Below are 18,008 nucleotides of genomic sequence, written 5' to 3'. Positions count from 1 at the left end.
GCGGCACCGGCCGAGTAACCGCGAACATAGCTGATAGTACATGCCCGACGAGAATCGAGTCGGATCGATCATCCACGTGACGACGACCCAGTCGAGTTCGTTGCAGTCTCGACTCCGGGAGAAGACCCCCTACAGCGTTCGAGTGACGACCCCGTCGTCGGCACTCGAGTCGACTCTCACTCCAGAGGTCGAATTCAGTTCGCCGAACAGGGAGGGGGTCGAGGTCGAGGACGAGGATAGGGGCGACACAGACGACACCGTCCTCGCATTCGTCCTCGAACACGTCACTCCCTCTGAGACCGCATCGATCCTCGAGCGTTGCCAGCGAGTTGCACCAACTATTCCGACGGTCGTCGTCCCGGAATGCCAAAACGAAGCACACGCAGTTACCGCTTTGCGAGCGAACGCAACCGAGTACATTCCAGCCGACGCAGACGAGGATCCACTCGAGTTGCTTCTCGACGCCGTCGAAACGGCATATGGAGACCGGTCACTCGAAGACCACTACCACCGAATTCTCGCGAACGAACTCCCCGACGAGGCGTTCGTCATCAGTGAAGACCAGACGTATCTCGAAGCGAAGATCCACGAGGACGCTGCAGCGTTGTACTCCGTCCCTCCCGAAGAGTTAGTCGGGTCCAGCCTCGATGATGTCTTTCCAGAGGAGACGGCCGAACGACTCGGTCAGTGTTTACAGGACACACTCGAGAGCGGTGACATCCGAACCATCGAGTATCCAGCACGAACGCACCAGGGAGAGCGTCGCTACGAAGCACGAGTGGTCCCGATCGACGAACGGATCGAAGAGCAACGAGCCGTCATTTGGCTCGCCAGAGATGTCACTGAACGGGTGCGTCGTGAACGGGAACTGCGATCCCGACAGGACCAACTCGAGACGATCAGTCGAATCAGCACCGTCGTGGGGCAGGTAATCGACACGTTAGTCGAAGCGCCCTCGCGAGACACGATCGAACGCGATGTCTGTGCCCACCTCGTCGATTCCGAACTGTACTGTGGGTCGTGGATCGCCGAACGGGCGGGTGATGGATCACTCTCGTATCGAACCGGCTCCGGTAGTGCAGAATCGGTCCTCGAGACACGAAGCGAACTCACGACCGGCCCCGAGTGGATCGGCCAGCAAGCAATTCAGACGGAGAGCATTCACACCGTCACCGACATGCAATCGAACGACTCGGTCCCCGAGCCACTACGCCAGAGTGCTCGTGAAGACGACGTCAACTCGGCAATAACCGTTCCCGTCACTCACAACGAGTCGAGCTACGGCGTCCTGACGGTGCTATCGAGACGCGACGAGGCGTTCACCAACGACGAACTCGCCGCGTTCGTGTTACTCGGCGAAACGATCGGATTCACGATCATGGCCGTCAAAAACCGACAGCTACTGTTCGCCGATACCGTCGTCGAACTCGAGTTTCAGATCGATGGTGGCAACACGTTCTCGTTCGACCTCTCGGAATCGTACGACTGTACGTGCTCACTCGAGTGGGCCGGCACGACCTCGAGCGGGCGCACTGTCCAGTACGTGACGATAGACGGCATCAGCGGCGAGACCGTACTCGAAGCCGCGGACGACCACCACTCGATCGAACGCTCCAGACTCATTCACGACGGTGGAGACAACTGCACGCTCGAGATTCGACTTACCGAGTCGGGTGTCCGAGCACTTGCGAATCACGGTGCGACGATACGAGACGTAACCGTCGAAGACGGCGTTGGAACCTGCGTCATCGAAATCTCACAGAATGCGGACGTTCGAGAGATCGCAGATGCGCTCACCGTAATCTACGAAAATACCGAACTGGTCGCCAGACGTGAAGTCGATCGCTCGGTCCAAACGGCCGCCGAGCGTCGGAATCGCATCCTCGATCAACTCACGGACCGACAACTCACGACGTTGCGCCTGGCCTACTACAGCGGCTTTTTCGATTGGCCTCGCGAAAGCACCGGCGAGGAAATCGCCGAAGCGATGGACGTCTCTCCCCCGACGATGCACCAACACCTCAGAAAAGGGCTCCAGACGGTGCTCGCCGAATTCTTCGAAACCGCAGGTGGCGTCGACTGAGACACGCCCACGGACGTCACCACACCACACCCGCAGTCGTTACCACATTACATCACACCCACAGCCGTTACCACACCGCTGCAATTGCTCCAGCACGACGCAGAACCTGCCGTCTTCACCGGAAATACGGTGTGTCCATCCTCGATTATCGACCCTCGAGCATGAAGGAAGCCCGAACAGCAACGTCGATCCGACCCCGTAACTTGACCCGAATCCGTAACTCGACCCGAACCTGCGGCTTCGATCCGGCCGGCGAATGCGAACGCGGCGGAGGCGACTTGATAAATGGCGGCTATGTACACCCCAGCGTAGATACGGGTGTCTCGAGTCGACTATCGCGGGAAAATGACAATCTCTGTTACGAGAAATTCTGGGCCAGATGGAAGCCGGGAATGGTGCGGGAGTCCGCGATGAGCGAATCGTCCTTCGGACGTGTGTACGCTGGGTCGAACGGAAACTACTACACCGAACGTCAACTCGAGCGAAATCTCCATTCTGGTTGCTGGACGCCCTGTCTCAGACAACGAAATCCAGCGCGGCGACTGGTTGAAACGCGTGAGGGAAACCTGCTGCTGGTAAGAGTCGTCTCACATCCCCCGCCGTGGATCGAGATTCGAATTTCGAGAGACGGGGCGCAGCTCGTCGATACGCGAGTTCCGCTTCCAGAGTGAGCGTTCTCAATTTTCGCCACCCCCTGTTCCTTCCACCCACCCGCAGACGACCGTAATAACGACACATGTGAACCAACACGAACTGGGAGTGACCCTGTCTCTCAGCGATCGTGAATCGGCGTCTGTTTCTCGGATCGGCGGGTGCGATCCTCTCGACTGGTACCCTCGCCTACACGACCCGACAACCGACGGGCGCGCTCGAGGTGCGGTTCTGGCTCTCTGTGCAAGCAGCCGAGTATCGTGGCGTCTCGAGGCGGGTCCGTGAATTTCTCGAAGTCGTTCTCGCGTTCGAGTATTGGACGCTCGAGGTCTCACACGGTGGAACCGTCGACGTCTCGACCGAAGACGGCGGCCAAGTGACCAGACGCGGTGAGTGGCCGGCACGACTCGTCGCCGGGAGAGTCAGTCCGAACGGATCCTCGTCGGTCGCGGACGTCAATTTGCTCGTCACCGACGGGCAAATGCAGGAAGCCCCGACCGGCTACGGATTCTCGAACGTGGCGTCGGTCGGCGGCGCCAGACACATCGCAGCGCTCGAGTCGGTCGAGGAACTCGGTGGATCGGCGACCGAAGCCACCGAGCAGTGGGTCGTCCCCGACGAAGACGCGACGCGAACGATGCAGGTTCTAATTCACGAAGTCGGACACGCACTCGGGTTGGGACACGAACACGGCCTCTCGTATCGTGTCGACGAACACGACGCAATCGTCGCCACGCCGATGCTCAGCAGTTACGCCTGGTCGCCAGCCTACATCGGTGAGCACTCACAGTGTGGAACGACCCATCCAGATCCCACTGGCTCGAGTCGAAAACTGCAACTCTCGTTTTCTTCGTGTGCACGATCCGAACTCGAGACGGGCAACGGCGGTCTCGGCGCTACTCGCTAGCGTGAACAACGGCGTTCCACCCGGCCCGCAAGAACTGGCTACTCGTCGGTGTCGCTATCGGTTTCGTTCCGTACGATGGTCGTTCGTGTCTCACCACGTCGGGTGGCCGTCGCAGACGGACCCGAGATGAGCGATTCGAAGTCGTCGGTTTCGTCGTACTGGTCGCGGTAGGCGAGCGCCGACTCGCCTGCCGACGTAATTTCGTAGAGACCGGAGCGTTCGGCCGGGCCAATCTTTCGAACGAGGCCGTAATCGGCTAACACCGGCAATCTGGTGTTTATATTTTTCCGGCTCTTCCCCGTATGCGACGCGAGATTCGTCGCGACGTTTCGGCCCGTCTCCTCGAGTGATCCGAGGATCAGAAAGTCAGTTGGCTGGCGCAATTTCACTATCGTTCACTCTCGTGCGCCACCATATTTCCAGTTGTAACTAATACTTTCGACTTCGTGAGCAGTGGGTTCTACAACCAATAATCTCGAAAGGAGAAGAGGTTCTCAAACGCGACAGTTCGGCAAATTGAGTGAACGCGGACTCAATTCGAGCGTTGCAGTTTCGACTGGCGCAATCGGATCGTTCCGGGTACCGGCGAACGATCACTCGAGGCGAGAGGCGACGGTGGCCGGCGCTGATCGCGTCGACCGTGGCGGCACGTTCGGTCCTCGAGCGGGTCGATCGAGTTCCTCGAGTGCGCTCGAACCGAGCCACTCGAGAAACGACGCCACCTCGTCGGGTGAGTCGACGGAAGCCGACGCGGCGGACGGTCTTGTCTCGCCGACGCGAACACCGATCCCCTCCGGTTCGACGGCACGAAACGCCGACTCGTCGGTCACGTCGTCGCCGATGTACAGCGGGACCGTTTCTGGCGGCATTTCGGCGTCGAGCAAGGCGACGGCGTTTCCTTTCCCCCACGGAATCGCGGGACCGATTTCGAGGATTTTTCTGCCGGGCGAAATCTCGAGTGAATCGGCTCCAAGTGCATCGACGACGGCCCTCGTCTGTCGTTCGACCACCGGGTGCCCAGCGGACGGGACGGATCTGAGATGGACGGTCCCGGTCAGTCGTTTGTTCTCGACGCGGGCGTTCGGTACCGAATCGAGAACCGTCTCGAGCGTGTGGCAGACGCGGTCGATCTGGGCAGCGCGTTTGCGAGCTACCGGGTGAATCGCAACGGACCCGTCTCGACCGAGTTCGAGACCGTGGTTTCCGGCGTACGCGGCCGGGCCATCGATCCGCGTTCGAACGTCGGACAGAGCGCGACCGCTCACGATCGCCGTCGATACGGCCGGAGCAGCGACGAGGTCCTCGAGTGCGCTCGTGGCGGCCGGGATCGGTGTCGCGGCGTCGGGATTCTCGACGATGGGCGCGAGCGTCCCGTCGAAATCGAGACAACACAACACGTGAGCAGCGCCGGCGAGTTTCGAGCGGATGTGCTCACGTCGCTCAGCGAGTGGCTGTGGTGGTAACTCAGCTGTCATCGATTACGCAGTGTAGGTGTATTCGGAGAGATCGGTGCTCGAATCAGATTCGGAGGTCGACTCCGAATCGGCGTCGCCACCCGAGTCAGACGGTGGTGAATCGTCCTTCGAATCTGCCGGCGGCGACGCTCCGTCTGCGTGGATTCGTGACATCCAGCCGAACTGAGCGTCCATCCACCACTCGAGGTCCGTCCCGAACACCTGATCGCGTAGTGCGCTCATTCGACGTCGGCGTTCCTGTGGGACCATCGAGACGGCACGCTCGAGTGCCTCGACGACGTCGTCTGGGTCGGTCGGATCGATCGTGAGCGCCTGCGAACCGAGCGTCTCGTGTGCACCAGTTTGATCGCTCAACAGCAACGAACCGTCACAATCGACGCTCGCTGCGACGTACTCCTGGGCGACGAGGTTCATTCCGTCGACGATCGAACTCACGACCAACAGATCCGCCCGCCGATAGAGGGCACAGAGGTCGGTCGTCGAGAGGTAGTCTTCGGTGTAGACGATCGGTTGCCACTCGTCCGTCCCGAATCGCTCGTTGATGCGAGAGACCTCCTCGCGAACCCCTTCGTTGTGGCGTTCGTACGCCGGAATGTCCGTCCGCGAGAGCGAGGCCGACTGGACGAACGTAAACTCGCCGTGCCAGGAGGGGTTTTCCTCGAGGAACCGTTCGATCGCCGCGAGTCGTTCTGGAATGCCCTTCGAGTAGTCGAGTCGGTCGACTCCGAGGGCGATGTAGTTCTCGTTCGGAATGTCGTATCGATCGAGAACCGTCGTCAGATCGCTCGCCGAGACCGACTGAGCCGCTTCGCCGTACGACTCCGCGTCGACCCCCATCGGTGTCGCGACGACGCGAGTCGTGTGGCCGGCGTAGTGAACCGTTCCGCGAGAGCGGTCGACCTCGGCGTCCGGTACGTATCGCTCGGCGCACGCCAGGAACTGCTCGGCGTATCGATCGACGTGAAATCCGAGCAGATCGTTTCCGAGCAGCCCCTCGAGAAGTTGTCGACCGTTCGGACACGCCCGAAACGTCGACGCCGACGGCCACGGAATGTGCCAGAACTGCGCGACCGTCGTCGAACTCGGCGTCGACTCCCGAATCATTCGCGGTGCGAGTGCGAAGTGATAGTCCTGAAGCCACACGACCGACTCGCCACTCGCGTGCTCACCGACAGCGTCAGCGAATCGTTCGTTGACCGATCGATACCACTCGAAATCGCTCGAGCGATTGTCGATGAGATCAGTGAAACCGTGACAGAGCGGCCAGAGCACACGGTTACTGAAGCCGTAGTAATACGATTCGACCGCCTCCGACGAGAGGTCGATTCGGCGAAGCGTGTACGATTCGTCGTCCGGTGGGACTGAGACACAGTGGTCGTCGTCCGCGACTTCGAAGTCGGCACCGCCGTCGCCCCAAGCAATCCACGTTCCTTCCGCGTTTTGCAAGACGGGGTCGAGTCCAGCCGTTAGCCCACCCGTCGGTTCGTCGACTTCGATCGGGCTATGAGCTGGTCCAGATTCGGTGTTCGTTTTGTTTTCGGTCGTGTCCGCATCTGCTGCGCTCGTATCCGCGTTCGCTTCTTCGGCGTCCGTCTCGGACGTATCCACATTCGCTTCGTCGGCGTCCGTCTCGAACTCGTGTCGGTACGGTTGTCGATTCGAGACGACGATCAACGAATCGGGACAGACCGATTCGTCGTCCGTCGATGACGGCACGTCCTCGTCTCGCGTGGCATTGGTCGCTCCTGTCTCGTCGGTCGACCGACGCTCTCCGTCGGATCGATGCTGTCCACTCGTCGGTTTCGTCGACGGGGATCGCTCGTCGGTAAATCGCATTCGCTGAAGATACAGCGCTTCGTCGCTGGTTGATTCGTGGCCTGCATCCGCATGGGCGTCTAATGCTATCGGCTACGAGGCAAATTCGCCAGACTGTACAGTCACGTGTCTGAACCGACTGTGCAAACACATTCGAGTCGAATACAGTGTGAACACCACAGCACTCACGCAGTTCAAACGTTCTTTCCGGTCTCATCCCTCACGCAGTCCAAACGTTCTTTCCAGTCTCAACCGAATCCGGAACTATGGCTTCGATGTTCGAACGGCGACTCACGAACTGCCGACGCAGGCTCGAGCGAAGTGCTACCGACCTCCTCGTCTGTTTCCCGAGCCCGAATCTCACCTATCTCACCGGCTTCGAGGAATCGCCCTCCGAACGCCATCTATTGTTGTTCGTGCCACGAATCGGTACGCCAGCTCTCGTCGCTCCGAAGATGTACGAACAGCAACTTGCGACCCTTCCGATCGACGAGCCACCGCTCGAGGTCCGAACTTGGGACGACGACGAGGATCCCCTGGAGTTGATTCGGACTGTCCTCGAGACGTTCGAGACCCGCGAGGGTCTCGAATTTGGGGAGACGAGTACGGAGACGATTACAGAGATCGACGGCGACGATCGCGCAAACAACGACAATCGTACACCCGGCGACGCCTCGATTCTCGTCGACGATCGAATGTGGGCCACCCTCAGTCAGGATCTTCGCGCGTGCGCCCCCGACGCGACGTTCGGCCTCGCGAGCGACGTCCTCGAGTCTCAACGCATCCAAAAGGACGACGTCGAACTCGAGGCACTCCGCCGTGCCGGGGCGATCGCAGATCGCGTCTCGCTCGAGATCCGCTCGCGCGGCGAGGAATTGATCGGAACGACCGAATCGGATCTCGCCAGCGAAATCGAAGCGTTACTCGAAGCGAAAGGAGCCGGCAAGCCGGCATTTTCGACCATCGTCGCGGCCGGGGCGAACGGGGCGCAACCACACCACCACAGCAGCGATCACGAGATCGAACGCGGCGAGCCGATCGTGCTGGACTTCGGCGCGTTCGTCGACGCAGAACTCGAGGGTGGAACGGGTCGATACCCCGGCGACCAGACCCGAACGATCGTGCCCGGCGAACCGACCGAGGAGTACAAACGAGTCCACGAGATCGTCCAGAAGGCACAGCAAGCCGCTGTCGAAGCCGTCGAACCGGGAGTCACCGCTTCGGCTGTCGACGAGACAGCGCGGTCGGTGATCGAACACGCCGGCTACGGAGACGCCTTCACCCACCGAACCGGCCACGGCGTCGGTCTCGAGGTCCACGAACCGCCGTACATCGTCGGCGGGAACGATCGCGAACTCGAGCCAGGGATGGTTCACAGCATCGAACCCGGCATCTATCTCGACGGAAAGTTTGGCGTCCGAATCGAGGACCTCGTCGTCGTCACCGAAACCGGTGCCGAACGCCTGAACGACTCTCCTCGAGGGTGGGAAACTGGCGACGTATCCCGGTGAAATTGTCGGCCGCGTCTCTCACTGGGATTATTGTCCGTTGTTGTACGCTTCGTCGGTCTCGACGAGCACCTTCTGGACAACGTCAGGGTCCTCGAGTAGCTGATGTTCGGTGTAGCTTCCTTCGGCACTCCCGCCGCTCTGTCGGGTTTGTTCGATGATATCGAGGAACGCGTGTTCTTTCAGCAGGTCGCGAACGCGTCGCAACGAGAGCGTGTCAGACCCCTCCTGACGGCATACCTCCTCGTATACGTCGAAAATTCGCGTCGTTCGAAAGCCACCCTCGTCCGGCGAATTAATCGAGAGCACCGCGAGTGCCTGCAGGACGTACCGTGAGTGAGGGGTCGAACCACGGATGAGCTCGCGAAAGCGATCCGTTTCGGCCCGTTCACGCGCCTGGACGACGAACTCCTCGCGAACCGTTTCACTGCCGTTGGACTGTGCGATCTCACCAGCGTACCGGAGAATGTCGATCGCTTTCCGCGCATCTCCGTGCTCTCGAGCCGCGAGGGCCGCTGCCCGCGGGATCACGGAGGCGTCGAGAATGCCGTCTTTGAACGAGTCGCTGCGAGCCTGCATGATGTCTCGAAGCTGATTCGCATCGTACGGTGGAAAGACGAACTCGCGTTCACAGAGACTGGATTTGACGCGTTCGTCCATCCGGTCTTTGTACTTGATCTTGTTACTGATGCCAATCACACCGATTTTGCAGGACTCGAGTTTTCCAGCCTCGCCCGCGCGCGAGAGTTGCATAAGAATGTCGTCGTCGTCGAGTTTGTCGACCTCGTCGAGGATGATGAGCACGACCTCGTATTGGGTGTCGAGAACCTGCCAGAGTCGTTTGTAGTACGTCGACGTGCTCAACCCCTTATCCGGGATTTTGATGTCGGTAATCGAAGAGTCGTTCAGCGAGTGAGCAATCGTTTGAACGGCCTGGGTCTCCGTGCTGTCTTGAGCACAATCGACGTAGGCGAACTCCGCGGTGACCCCTTCTTCTTTCGCGACGCGGACGAGTCGTTCGGAGATGTGTTTCGCACAGAGGGACTTTCCGGTCCCCGTCTTGCCATAAATGAGGAGATTGCTCGGACTCTGACCGAAGATAGCCGGGTTGACAGCGTTCGCGAGTTCGGCGATCTCGTCGTCCCGCCCGACGATACGTCCTTCCTCGGGCAAATGGTTGATCTCGAGTAACTCTTTGTTCTCGAAAATCGGGTCGTCACGGGTGAAGAGATCGTCGCCGGAACTCGACATAGGTATAGACACCACGTTTCCGGTGAAATGTCTTTACTGTTTGGACTCATTACCATCCGATTGCGAGAAACGGCTGTTTTACCGGAGTACACGCCGATCGAGTGATTGACGGGTGAAGGTGTGTAAGATTGTTGAATAGTGAGGGCGCGCACACCGGGTTTCCGGTGAAATGGGGTGAGAGGGGGGAGGGGTGCAGTTGAAGCGGGGGTGTGAGTTTACCGGAAACGTGGTGTGAGGGTGAGGAAGCCCCGGGCTAGCGCCGCGACCGAGATCGCCGGCAAATGCCCAATAGCACTCCAAAATTGCGTAATTCGAGTCGGCAATAATTACGTGACTCAAGTAAGGGAATGACCAAATCCAATCCAGTGACCGACGATAGAGGAGGAGTATGCACAGACGGATACAACATTTCCGATGAAAACGATGTTTCCGATGAAAGCGAAAGCTGAAACAGCTTGTCATGCTGTTTCTATTTTTCTAATCAGTGGACTATTTAGGCTATAGCTACTTATATATATGGGACAGTCTATATAGAGAAGATAAAGAAGTGTGACTGCGAGTGGTAGTCTCGGTATGGGGTCTCCGCCCTCATTCACCGGAAACGTGGTGTGCCTGTGTTCGGTCACTCATCGATTGGACTCGTCGCGATATCGTCGTGACCTCGTCGTGACCTCGTCGTGATTTGCAAAACGGTAGATACGCTTACTTTTCGTTTGATTTACGCAGAACCTCACGCAAAACTCATATCGTCCGTGCAACTCACATCGTCCGTGCAACTCACATCTTACGCAAAGCTCATATCCCAGGTAAAACCCACACCCACCCAAAATCCACACCCACCCAAAATCCACAGCCCACCTAAAACCCACATCTCTCCCTCACCAACTCACCCATTTCACCGGAAACCCGGTGTGTGCGCGCACTAAACTTCACACACTGAACCCCATCAATATCCGCTCCCCTCCCGTTTTCACCGGAAACGTGGTGTGGTAAGGAACGACTACTTTCAGTATCTCGAGGGAATCTTGCCAACCAATTACCTCTCGGATGCTCATTCACTTTAGCAGTAGTCCGGAGACTCTCTGTTTTCCACCTCTGTTCACAACCTCTATTTCACCGGAAACTCGGTGTGGGTATCCGGTCTTTCCCTCCCCACTATTTTTGCCCTCCTTTCCGATAGCATCATCGAACGCGTTCAGGTGAAAATTCTGCACGAGAAATCACTCAGATCGGTTCTGGAGACGAACTCTCTTCGAGGAACGCGACCCTCCGAGAGAATACACTCTTCCCGCCAGCCTTCGAGAGAATATACTCCTCAGCGAACGTTTAGTTTTCAGCCGGTGTCTCTTGGACGATCGCAAACCACAGATCCTCAATTTCTTGTACGAATCGAATGAAGTCTTCTGGCTCGACCGGTTTTTGCAGGTACTGATCTGCATCGAGTTCGTGAGACTTGACGATATCTTCGCCCATGTCCGAACTCGTGAGCACGACGACAGGAATCCCCTCGAGTGCTGACTCGTTGTTCAACTCGGACAACACGTCCATCCCGTTTTTTCCGGGCAACTTCGGCTCGAGTAGGATGAGATCTGGCTGTGGGGTTTCTGCATACGCCCCACGCTGAGTAATCATATCGAGTGCATCGTCACCGTCGGATACGGTGTAGAGTTCGTTTTTCAGTTTTGCGTCTTTGAAGGATTCCGTGAAGAGCCGTGTATCGCCTGGGTTGGGTTCGACTAAGAGAATATCGACCCGCTTATCCTCACTCTTGCTGTCTGGAGCCATTACAAGCTATTGCGAGTGGAGGGTTATAACATCGTGGCTCGCCTTCCACCCACCTCGTTCACTTCATTGATAGGACGGACACAACGACTTTCGTGGATATTTTAACGCCATCCTCGAGGCGAACCGACATCATTGGCGAAGCAAACTGACATCATTGGCGAAGCAAACCGACACCATCGGCGAAGCAAACCGACACCGTCGATGGAGTACATCGGTACCGTCGAGTTAGTAGTAATACAGTTCGAGTTCGTGCCCGCAGTTTCGACACACCGTTTCAGTTCCCTGGAGTCGGTTCGAGGATTGCTCCTGGTGAATCCCCGGCCCCGGGGGCACGGACGCACTGACGCTTGCCTCACATTCCGGACAGCCGATACGCATACTCGAGTAGTTTGATTGAGACATGCCGTATCCGTAGTCGGGAAATCCGGTTAGTTATACTAACCATATCGTTAGCAGGCTGTACGTTTCGACGTGTTTCAGTGTCGTACGATCGGATTATCTGAATTGAGGCGTCCAGACCCCTTCTGCTCACGACTCCGCTGTTCGCCAGTCGACGGGACCGTCGGGCCCGCGCTATCCTCAGCGAGCGAAGCGAACAGGGAGGGGACACAGCGTTCACAAGTGCGTCGCTCTTGTGCAACCAGTACAGACGCTCGGCGCTTCTGTGGACGTTCTCGGTAAATCTTCGATTTCTGGTGTGTGAACGAGACGCAAAACGCCTCGTCAGCTACCATCAACCATATTACAACGACGCAGTCTCGTGATTATTACAACGACGCAATCCCGTGATCAACTTTCGAGATCGTCACCGGTTGTAGATCCAATCGATAACGACCAACCTATTTAATCGGCTGACAAGCCTGTTTCCGTATTCGAGTCGGGGATCCATCGTCGAACGAGCGGAATCGAGAAGCCAGCTGCGTCTTCGATGAGGTCTATGATAACGATGTCGTCAGCTTCGAACGCGTCTACGAGACCAACGACTGCTATCGAGCACAGCCCGGTCACGACAAGGAAGGGTAACACCGTTACCATCGAAATCGAAATCCACGGTGAAACGATTGCACCCGCGGGGAGTAGTACGAGGGGAAGGGAGAGAAACGTCCGCGTCGATTCCGGCGAGAGCGGGGTGATATCGTACTGAATCGCAAGCACTCCGCAGATCACGGCGTGAACCCCAAGCAACGAGATGACTGAGGCGATACTGGCACCGATGAAGCCGTAGCGAGGGATCAAGACGAGATTGATAACGACGTTCACTACGAGTCCGACGATGTTCCCGATCGCAATCCAGGAAGTCGACCCAAGTGCAGAGAGTGTCTCTCTGTCGCGACCGACGGTAGCGCTGGCGAAGAAGCCGAGTGCAAGGATCGGTAACGCTGTTGCAGCGTCGGTGTAATTCTGCCCGAAGAAGGTATGAATCACTCCTTCCGGGAAGACCACGAACAGGAGAAAGGCTGGGAACGTGATGATGTATACCCACTTCGTCGTCGTCGCGTAGATGTCGTTTACGGCGCCGCGCTCGCCCTCAGAATCGAGGCGCGAGATGATCGGCAAGTAGAGAAATCCGAAGGCCGACAGTACGACGAGCAATCCCCCAGCAAGCGGGTAGGCGGCATTGTACATCCCGACTTCGTAGGAGCTGCGAAAATGGCCGAGCATGAGCGTGTCAGTCTGGGTAAGCAGCGTGCCGATGACCGTCGAAACAGCCAGCGGAGCGGAGAATATAAAGAGCTCTCTGGTATGCGTTCGGTAGGCTCCGAACAGCGGCATGAGTCGGTGAAGGAATACGAGTGCGACGAGAAACGCCACAATTGCAGCAATGAGGTAGGCAATACCGGCTGCAACGATGCCCATCCCCGCGAGAAGCAAGCCGCCGATCAGGCCAATGCGAAGCCCCGGATCAACGAGATCGTTCACAATTGTCCGGTATAGCGTGTTCTCGCAGCCTCGAATAGCCGCAATGAGCATTCGGAAGCCGACAGCGAATGGGAGTGTCACTGCAAGCACCTGGATGAATACGACCGCTGCCTCAGTCTCGAAAAACATCGCTGAAAGCCATCCAGCACCGATGAACATCCCAATGGCAAACACAAGCGACAGCACCGTGGTGATGGCCATTCCACTCACCAATAGACCACGGCGATCCTCGAGACTGTCGTACCGCGGAATAAACCGGGAGACACCCTGTGTGCACCCGACCAAAGCGAGTGTTATCGTAAATGTGAAAAACGCTAACCCAATACTCACCTCTCCATAGGCGTCGGGAGTGAGCAGTCGACCGATAACGACTCGCTCGCCCAGTTTTGCTGCCGACCCGATGATCCCACCAGCCATAACGAGGATCGCACTCGAAAGCAGTGTCGACAGTTCGCGCTCCCGGTCAGCCATTAGAGGTACCCGAGATCCTCGAGTCGGTCAGTAACTTTGTTGTCGCTGGCTGTCGGATCAGCAACGCTTGTGGTTCCGCTGGCGTAGCTTGGTTCGCTGTAGTCTACTCGAACAGGCTCTAGAAGATCGGAAACGAGCCCATCGGGGACACTCCCGGTCATTGTCTCCGGAACCGACCAGCCCAGGGTGGCCATCGTAATTGGGGCAACATCAGTCAGTGAGAGCCGCGACGGCGATGGGCCAGAAATGGCCGGTCCAGCACCGATGAACGTCCCATCACGTTTGTGATCAAAACTGTCGACAGAGATGAATGTACGGCCGTATAACGTTGCCGAGACCTGGTGTTTCATCTCTGTCGGTAGGAAGAGTATATCTGGTGCGTCCTCGGTGAACGGGCCGTCATATACCGCTTCGCGCCGACAGACGAAGTCGAAGGCTGGCTCTCCGTCGGGTGTCTCGAGTCCCTGAAGGATCTCAATTAGGTCGGTGCGGACTGCTTCGTACTCCGACTGTGGGACGACTCCGTTCGGTTCGCGGCCCTCGAGGTTGACCCGGATGCCCATTCGTGTTCCATCGGGACAGTATGCGCGTGACTGGCTCCAGTCGACACCCTTGCCTACTGCCTCCCGTAATGAGTCCGGTATGTGTCGGATGAGTTTTTGTTCGATCCCCATTCGTTCGGCGACCGCGTAGACGTCTTTTGGCTCGATGCCGATTTGCTCGAGTGTTCGCTGAGTGGCGAGCAGTGCTCGGTTGAGCGCCGTCGGAGCGTCCTGCGTTTCGCTACCGTCTTCTCCGTTTGTCGCTCCTGTCTCGGTCAGCGATGCTTTTTCGGTCGAAAGTGTCGGTCGATCAGTCACTTCGGCGGTCTCGACGTAACCGTGCTTTCGGAGAATCTCGTTCACGTGGATTTTATACCCGTCGACAGGTCCGATGCCGTGATCCGAACAGACGATTACGGTTACGTCGTCGTCGACCGTCTCGAGGACGTCCCCGAGCATCTGGTCGGCTGCCTCGTACACCTGCCGGAATTTGTCATCCGACGTGAAATTGTGGAAGACTGCGTCGGTCTTCTGGACTTGCAACACGGCCAATTTCCAGTCATGCTCTTGGAGTAACTGTCGGCTTGCTCGTCGGCGTAGATCGATTTGGTCGAGATAGCCCGCGAATTTCTCTTCAGAGTGCTCACTGATTTCGTTGCGGGAGTAGATCGTATACTCCTCGCCGAGGCTGTTATCCAACTCTGTTCGGATGTCGGCTGGATGGCCGGGTTCATCTTCGACGGCGAGATACCCGGGTAGGAGGACACCATTGATCGGATCTGCAGGATGTGTAATTGGAACATTGACCACTATTGATGTCTCTCCTTCGTTTGATAGGTAATCCCAGAGCGCCGGTTGGTGAACATCGTGCCGTGAAACAAGTGTTCCCTCGTCTGGATAGCCGTCGTAGTCGAAGAAGCCGTACACGCCGTGGTGGCTCGGGTCAGTCCCGGTATACATCGAGGGCCAGGCGCTCCCGGTCCACGGTGGATGGGTCGACGTAAGGGGCGCTTCCACGCCACGATCACGGAGGGCAGAAAAGTTTGGAAGTGAGGGGGCAAAGCGGTCGAGGTACCGCATATCAAGGCCATCAAAGCCAAGAATAACTGTTTTCATCGCTTCACCTCCACCAACTGTGATGCAATCCAGAATCGAATGCTAGCCTGTGTTGTTGGCTGAAACAACTGATTCTGTCCGTCTTGTCCAATCATCAACTGTCTTAACTAGTGGTTCGATCTTTGTTATCTACTGATTTCAATACTGTCCTCAGCTAGTAACATACTGATAATCGTGACTGGATACTCACGGCACCAGCTGTTCAATTGACGCTCTTCACCACTACTCGGCCGCTAAAACGAACTCGAGCGACGAAGTGTAATTCAGACGAACGTGTTATTTCGATATGTGTTAAGGACGGGCTGATTCGAGTTGATATCGTCGATGAACGATGTCAGTGCGAAGATCCGGTAAATCGAAACTCGTCCGTAATCCGCGTGCGAGTCGAGGAATTGATGCACATCTTCAGATGAGAAGACGTCACTAACTGCTCCACACTGGTTGACCTGAGATCGGATACATTCGATGGTATCCGGCTGGAGTGACGCCTCCGTATCGAGGTCGTTGACCGATTTGATGACCGGTTTTATGGACTCCATGAGTCGAGGATATCGCGAGAGGAGGTCATCGATCATGGCCACCATCGCGTGTCTCGAGGACGCGACCGGAGCGCGGTAGTTTGGATGGCGAATCCGGGCTGCTTCGGGTGACAGTTCCGTGAGGAACGTCCGATATAGGCTGTACTGCACTTTTTGTTCGGATGGGCAGTTCATTGCATATGTGAAAAATGGCAGCGAGTAGAAGGGAGTTGTACTCCAGAAGAAGAACCGATTTCGGTCCTCACCCTCAAAGAGGAAGTTGACTGCGCGTTCGTAGATACGAAAGTGAACATATAGGGCGTTAGGGTCCGTTTCTGGGTACTCCTCGAAACGACTGCGAATGCTATCGCGGATCGCTGACTCGGAAAGGCCGATGATCTCCGCGACGTCTTCGATCGGGAAGATACCGTACTGTTGGATCACCTGATCAACGAGTTCGTCCATCGTCAGCGAACGAGCAGGGGTCAAATCTGGGAGGACCATGTCACCGCCGTCACCGGTAATGTACGAAAGCGAGGACCCGTACTCCTCGCGGATTTTTCGGAAGAATCCGAGGATAAATGATGTCAGAAGTCCTACTTGTCCATTCTTTGTTTTGATGAGGGTCTCGAGGTCTCTCCCCACTGGATGGGACACCTGATAGGTTTGCCACTCGACGTCGAACTCCTCAGCAATCACCTGAGCGATCTCGACGTCGGATTGTGGAACGTATTCCGACGATTCCATCGTCGCAGCGACCGGAGACTGCTCCTCAATCTGATAGCCGGCAAGCACGGAACGGGAGTCAAGACCGCCACTAAGCGAGACGACATCAGTTCCCTTCGAACTCGATCGCTGTCGACACGCACGTTCGAACAACGACACTAGTTCGGTGGCGTTTCGTTCTGCAGATCGGTCTGCGTGTTCGCTCTCGTCGAACGCGAACGTCTGTACCGTCGTCTCCGTCGTCAGGCCGTGGTCGGGGTCAAAAACGAGCAGGCTCGCCGGTCTCATCCGGTTGACTCCCTCGAGGAGTGTTCGCTCACCCAGTGTGTGACCAAGCAGTAGGCACTGTGCGATCCCCATCTGATCGAACGAATCCCCGAATTCACTGACGAGGTATCGTAACTCCCGAGAGAATACGAACGTACCACCGTCTTGAGCATAATAGACGGGAAGTCGCCCAAGAGCGTCATTGAGCAACGCGAGTCGTCCGGAGTCCTTCTCGTATGCGACGAGGAGAAACTCACCATCAGTCTCGGTCACCCAGTCTTCGACTCGTTCGTTGTCACCGTGCTCGAATACGGTTTCGGCGAGTGACAGTAAGCCGTGTTCGTCCCCAGAATCAGCACCATCGTGTCCCTTCTCGGGGGTAATTTTGTTTTCGCCATCGTGATTACGTTCGACCTTCCCCTCGTCGTAAATCCGTCCCTCGAGATAGACCCAGTACGTTTCGTTCTCGTATATGGCGGTTGGATACTCCGGGTATGCGGTCACCCCGAGGGAGTATTCGCTCGAATTGAGCATTACTGTGGCCTCGTACCGATCCATATGGGTCAACGGATCTAGGGATTTCCGGAACGACTCGGCTTCGGCGTCTGTCGCCGTCGTTTGGCCTGAAATACCAACCATATCTGTCTCTCTGCATGTCACATATTCGTAATATGTGCTCTTATTACTGGTAACCTGAAACTACTATCAACTGGGCGATACTGTCTAGGTGAGAAGTCGTTGCTTCTCGTTCACAGATACTTGTCTGAGCATCAGATGGGTTAGACCCCATACTGACAGAAATGTGACTGATGCAAGCAAAATTCGGTAATTCACCGATGGAGTTTCGCATCTACACAGCGTCTCAGGGGAACGAGTCCTCAAAACTCCGGAGGAATTCGTTCTCGGTGTCCTCGAGGAGTTCCGCGCGGAAGTGGGTGTCGTAGCATCCGACGGATTTGGGCTCGTGACGGAC

Annotated in this window: 11 protein-coding genes; 3 read left to right on the top strand and 8 right to left on the bottom strand. The window is 57.0% G+C overall.

Annotated elements, in window-relative coordinates; all coding sequences use genetic code 11:
* The first annotated feature begins 40 nt into the window (after positions 1–40).
* Positions 41–2,083, top strand: a complete 2,043-nt coding sequence (locus BLW62_RS16750; RefSeq protein ID WP_090508185.1) for a bacterio-opsin activator domain-containing protein — start codon at positions 41–43, stop codon at positions 2,081–2,083.
* Positions 2,084–2,864: 781 nt separating this feature from the next.
* Positions 2,865–3,641 (top strand): matrixin family metalloprotease, encoded by a 777-nt coding sequence (locus tag BLW62_RS16740; RefSeq protein WP_090508184.1) that lies wholly within the window; start codon positions 2,865–2,867, stop codon positions 3,639–3,641.
* 38 nt (positions 3,642–3,679) lie between these two features.
* On the opposite strand, the gene BLW62_RS16735 is transcribed toward BLW62_RS16740, so the two are convergent.
* The 3 genes from BLW62_RS16735 to BLW62_RS16725 form a co-directional block, all read right to left on the bottom strand.
* Positions 3,680–4,030, bottom strand: coding sequence for a winged helix-turn-helix transcriptional regulator (locus tag BLW62_RS16735; RefSeq protein ID WP_090508183.1), 351 nt, complete (start codon positions 4,028–4,030; stop codon positions 3,680–3,682).
* 204 nt (positions 4,031–4,234) lie between these two features.
* Positions 4,235–5,116, bottom strand: a complete 882-nt coding sequence (gene otsB, locus BLW62_RS16730; protein WP_090508182.1) for a trehalose-phosphatase — start codon at positions 5,114–5,116, stop codon at positions 4,235–4,237.
* A 3-nt stretch (positions 5,117–5,119) separates the two neighbouring features.
* Positions 5,120–6,952 carry an alpha,alpha-trehalose-phosphate synthase (UDP-forming) gene (locus BLW62_RS16725; protein ID WP_090508181.1) on the bottom strand — a complete coding sequence of 611 codons (1,833 nt, stop codon included), beginning with the start codon at positions 6,950–6,952 and terminating at the stop codon, positions 5,120–5,122.
* A 245-nt stretch (positions 6,953–7,197) separates the two neighbouring features.
* Between BLW62_RS16725 and BLW62_RS16720 the strand changes: the two genes are divergently transcribed.
* A complete protein-coding gene (locus BLW62_RS16720) occupies positions 7,198–8,442 on the top strand; it encodes a M24 family metallopeptidase (protein ID WP_090508180.1) in 1,245 nt (414 codons plus the stop codon).
* Positions 8,443–8,469: 27 nt separating this feature from the next.
* On the opposite strand, the gene BLW62_RS16715 is transcribed toward BLW62_RS16720, so the two are convergent.
* From BLW62_RS16715 to BLW62_RS16695, 5 genes are all read right to left on the bottom strand, one after another.
* The gene (locus BLW62_RS16715) at positions 8,470–9,690 is read right to left on the bottom strand and encodes an orc1/cdc6 family replication initiation protein (protein WP_076583599.1); all 1,221 of its coding nucleotides are present in this window, start codon (positions 9,688–9,690) and stop codon (positions 8,470–8,472) included.
* Positions 9,691–11,016: 1,326 nt separating this feature from the next.
* The gene (locus tag BLW62_RS16710) at positions 11,017–11,475 is read right to left on the bottom strand and encodes a response regulator (RefSeq protein ID WP_090508179.1); all 459 of its coding nucleotides are present in this window, start codon (positions 11,473–11,475) and stop codon (positions 11,017–11,019) included.
* 843 nt (positions 11,476–12,318) lie between these two features.
* A complete protein-coding gene (locus BLW62_RS16705; RefSeq protein WP_090508178.1) occupies positions 12,319–13,866 on the bottom strand; it encodes a flippase in 1,548 nt (515 codons plus the stop codon).
* Positions 13,866–15,524 (bottom strand): alkaline phosphatase family protein, encoded by a 1,659-nt coding sequence (locus BLW62_RS16700; protein ID WP_090508177.1) that lies wholly within the window; start codon positions 15,522–15,524, stop codon positions 13,866–13,868. The genes BLW62_RS16705 and BLW62_RS16700 overlap by 1 nt, the downstream gene beginning before the upstream one ends.
* A gap of 263 nt (positions 15,525–15,787) precedes the next feature.
* Positions 15,788–17,674, bottom strand: a complete 1,887-nt coding sequence (locus BLW62_RS16695; protein WP_090508176.1) for an asparagine synthase-related protein — start codon at positions 17,672–17,674, stop codon at positions 15,788–15,790.
* Positions 17,675–18,008: the final 334 nt, after the last annotated feature.

Origin of the sequence: Natronorubrum sediminis (genome assembly GCF_900108095.1) — an archaeon.
Lineage (GTDB): Archaea > Halobacteriota > Halobacteria > Halobacteriales > Natrialbaceae > Natronorubrum > Natronorubrum sediminis.
Note: the sequence above shows the minus strand (reverse complement) of the source record. Positions and strands in the feature narration are given on the sequence as shown.

Coding starts and splice junctions, on each gene's coding strand:
- BLW62_RS16750 (WP_090508185.1), top strand. CDS start 41: ATGCCCGACGAGAATCGAGTCGGATCGATCATCCACGTGACGACGACC.
- otsB (WP_090508182.1), bottom strand. CDS start 5,116: ATGACAGCTGAGTTACCACCACAGCCACTCGCTGAGCGACGTGAGCAC.
- BLW62_RS16725 (WP_090508181.1), bottom strand. CDS start 6,952: ATGCGATTTACCGACGAGCGATCCCCGTCGACGAAACCGACGAGTGGA.
- BLW62_RS16720 (WP_090508180.1), top strand. CDS start 7,198: ATGGCTTCGATGTTCGAACGGCGACTCACGAACTGCCGACGCAGGCTC.
- BLW62_RS16715 (WP_076583599.1), bottom strand. CDS start 9,690: ATGTCGAGTTCCGGCGACGATCTCTTCACCCGTGACGACCCGATTTTC.
- BLW62_RS16710 (WP_090508179.1), bottom strand. CDS start 11,475: ATGGCTCCAGACAGCAAGAGTGAGGATAAGCGGGTCGATATTCTCTTA.
- BLW62_RS16705 (WP_090508178.1), bottom strand. CDS start 13,866: ATGGCTGACCGGGAGCGCGAACTGTCGACACTGCTTTCGAGTGCGATC.
- BLW62_RS16700 (WP_090508177.1), bottom strand. CDS start 15,524: ATGAAAACAGTTATTCTTGGCTTTGATGGCCTTGATATGCGGTACCTC.
- BLW62_RS16695 (WP_090508176.1), bottom strand. CDS start 17,674: ATGGTTGGTATTTCAGGCCAAACGACGGCGACAGACGCCGAAGCCGAG.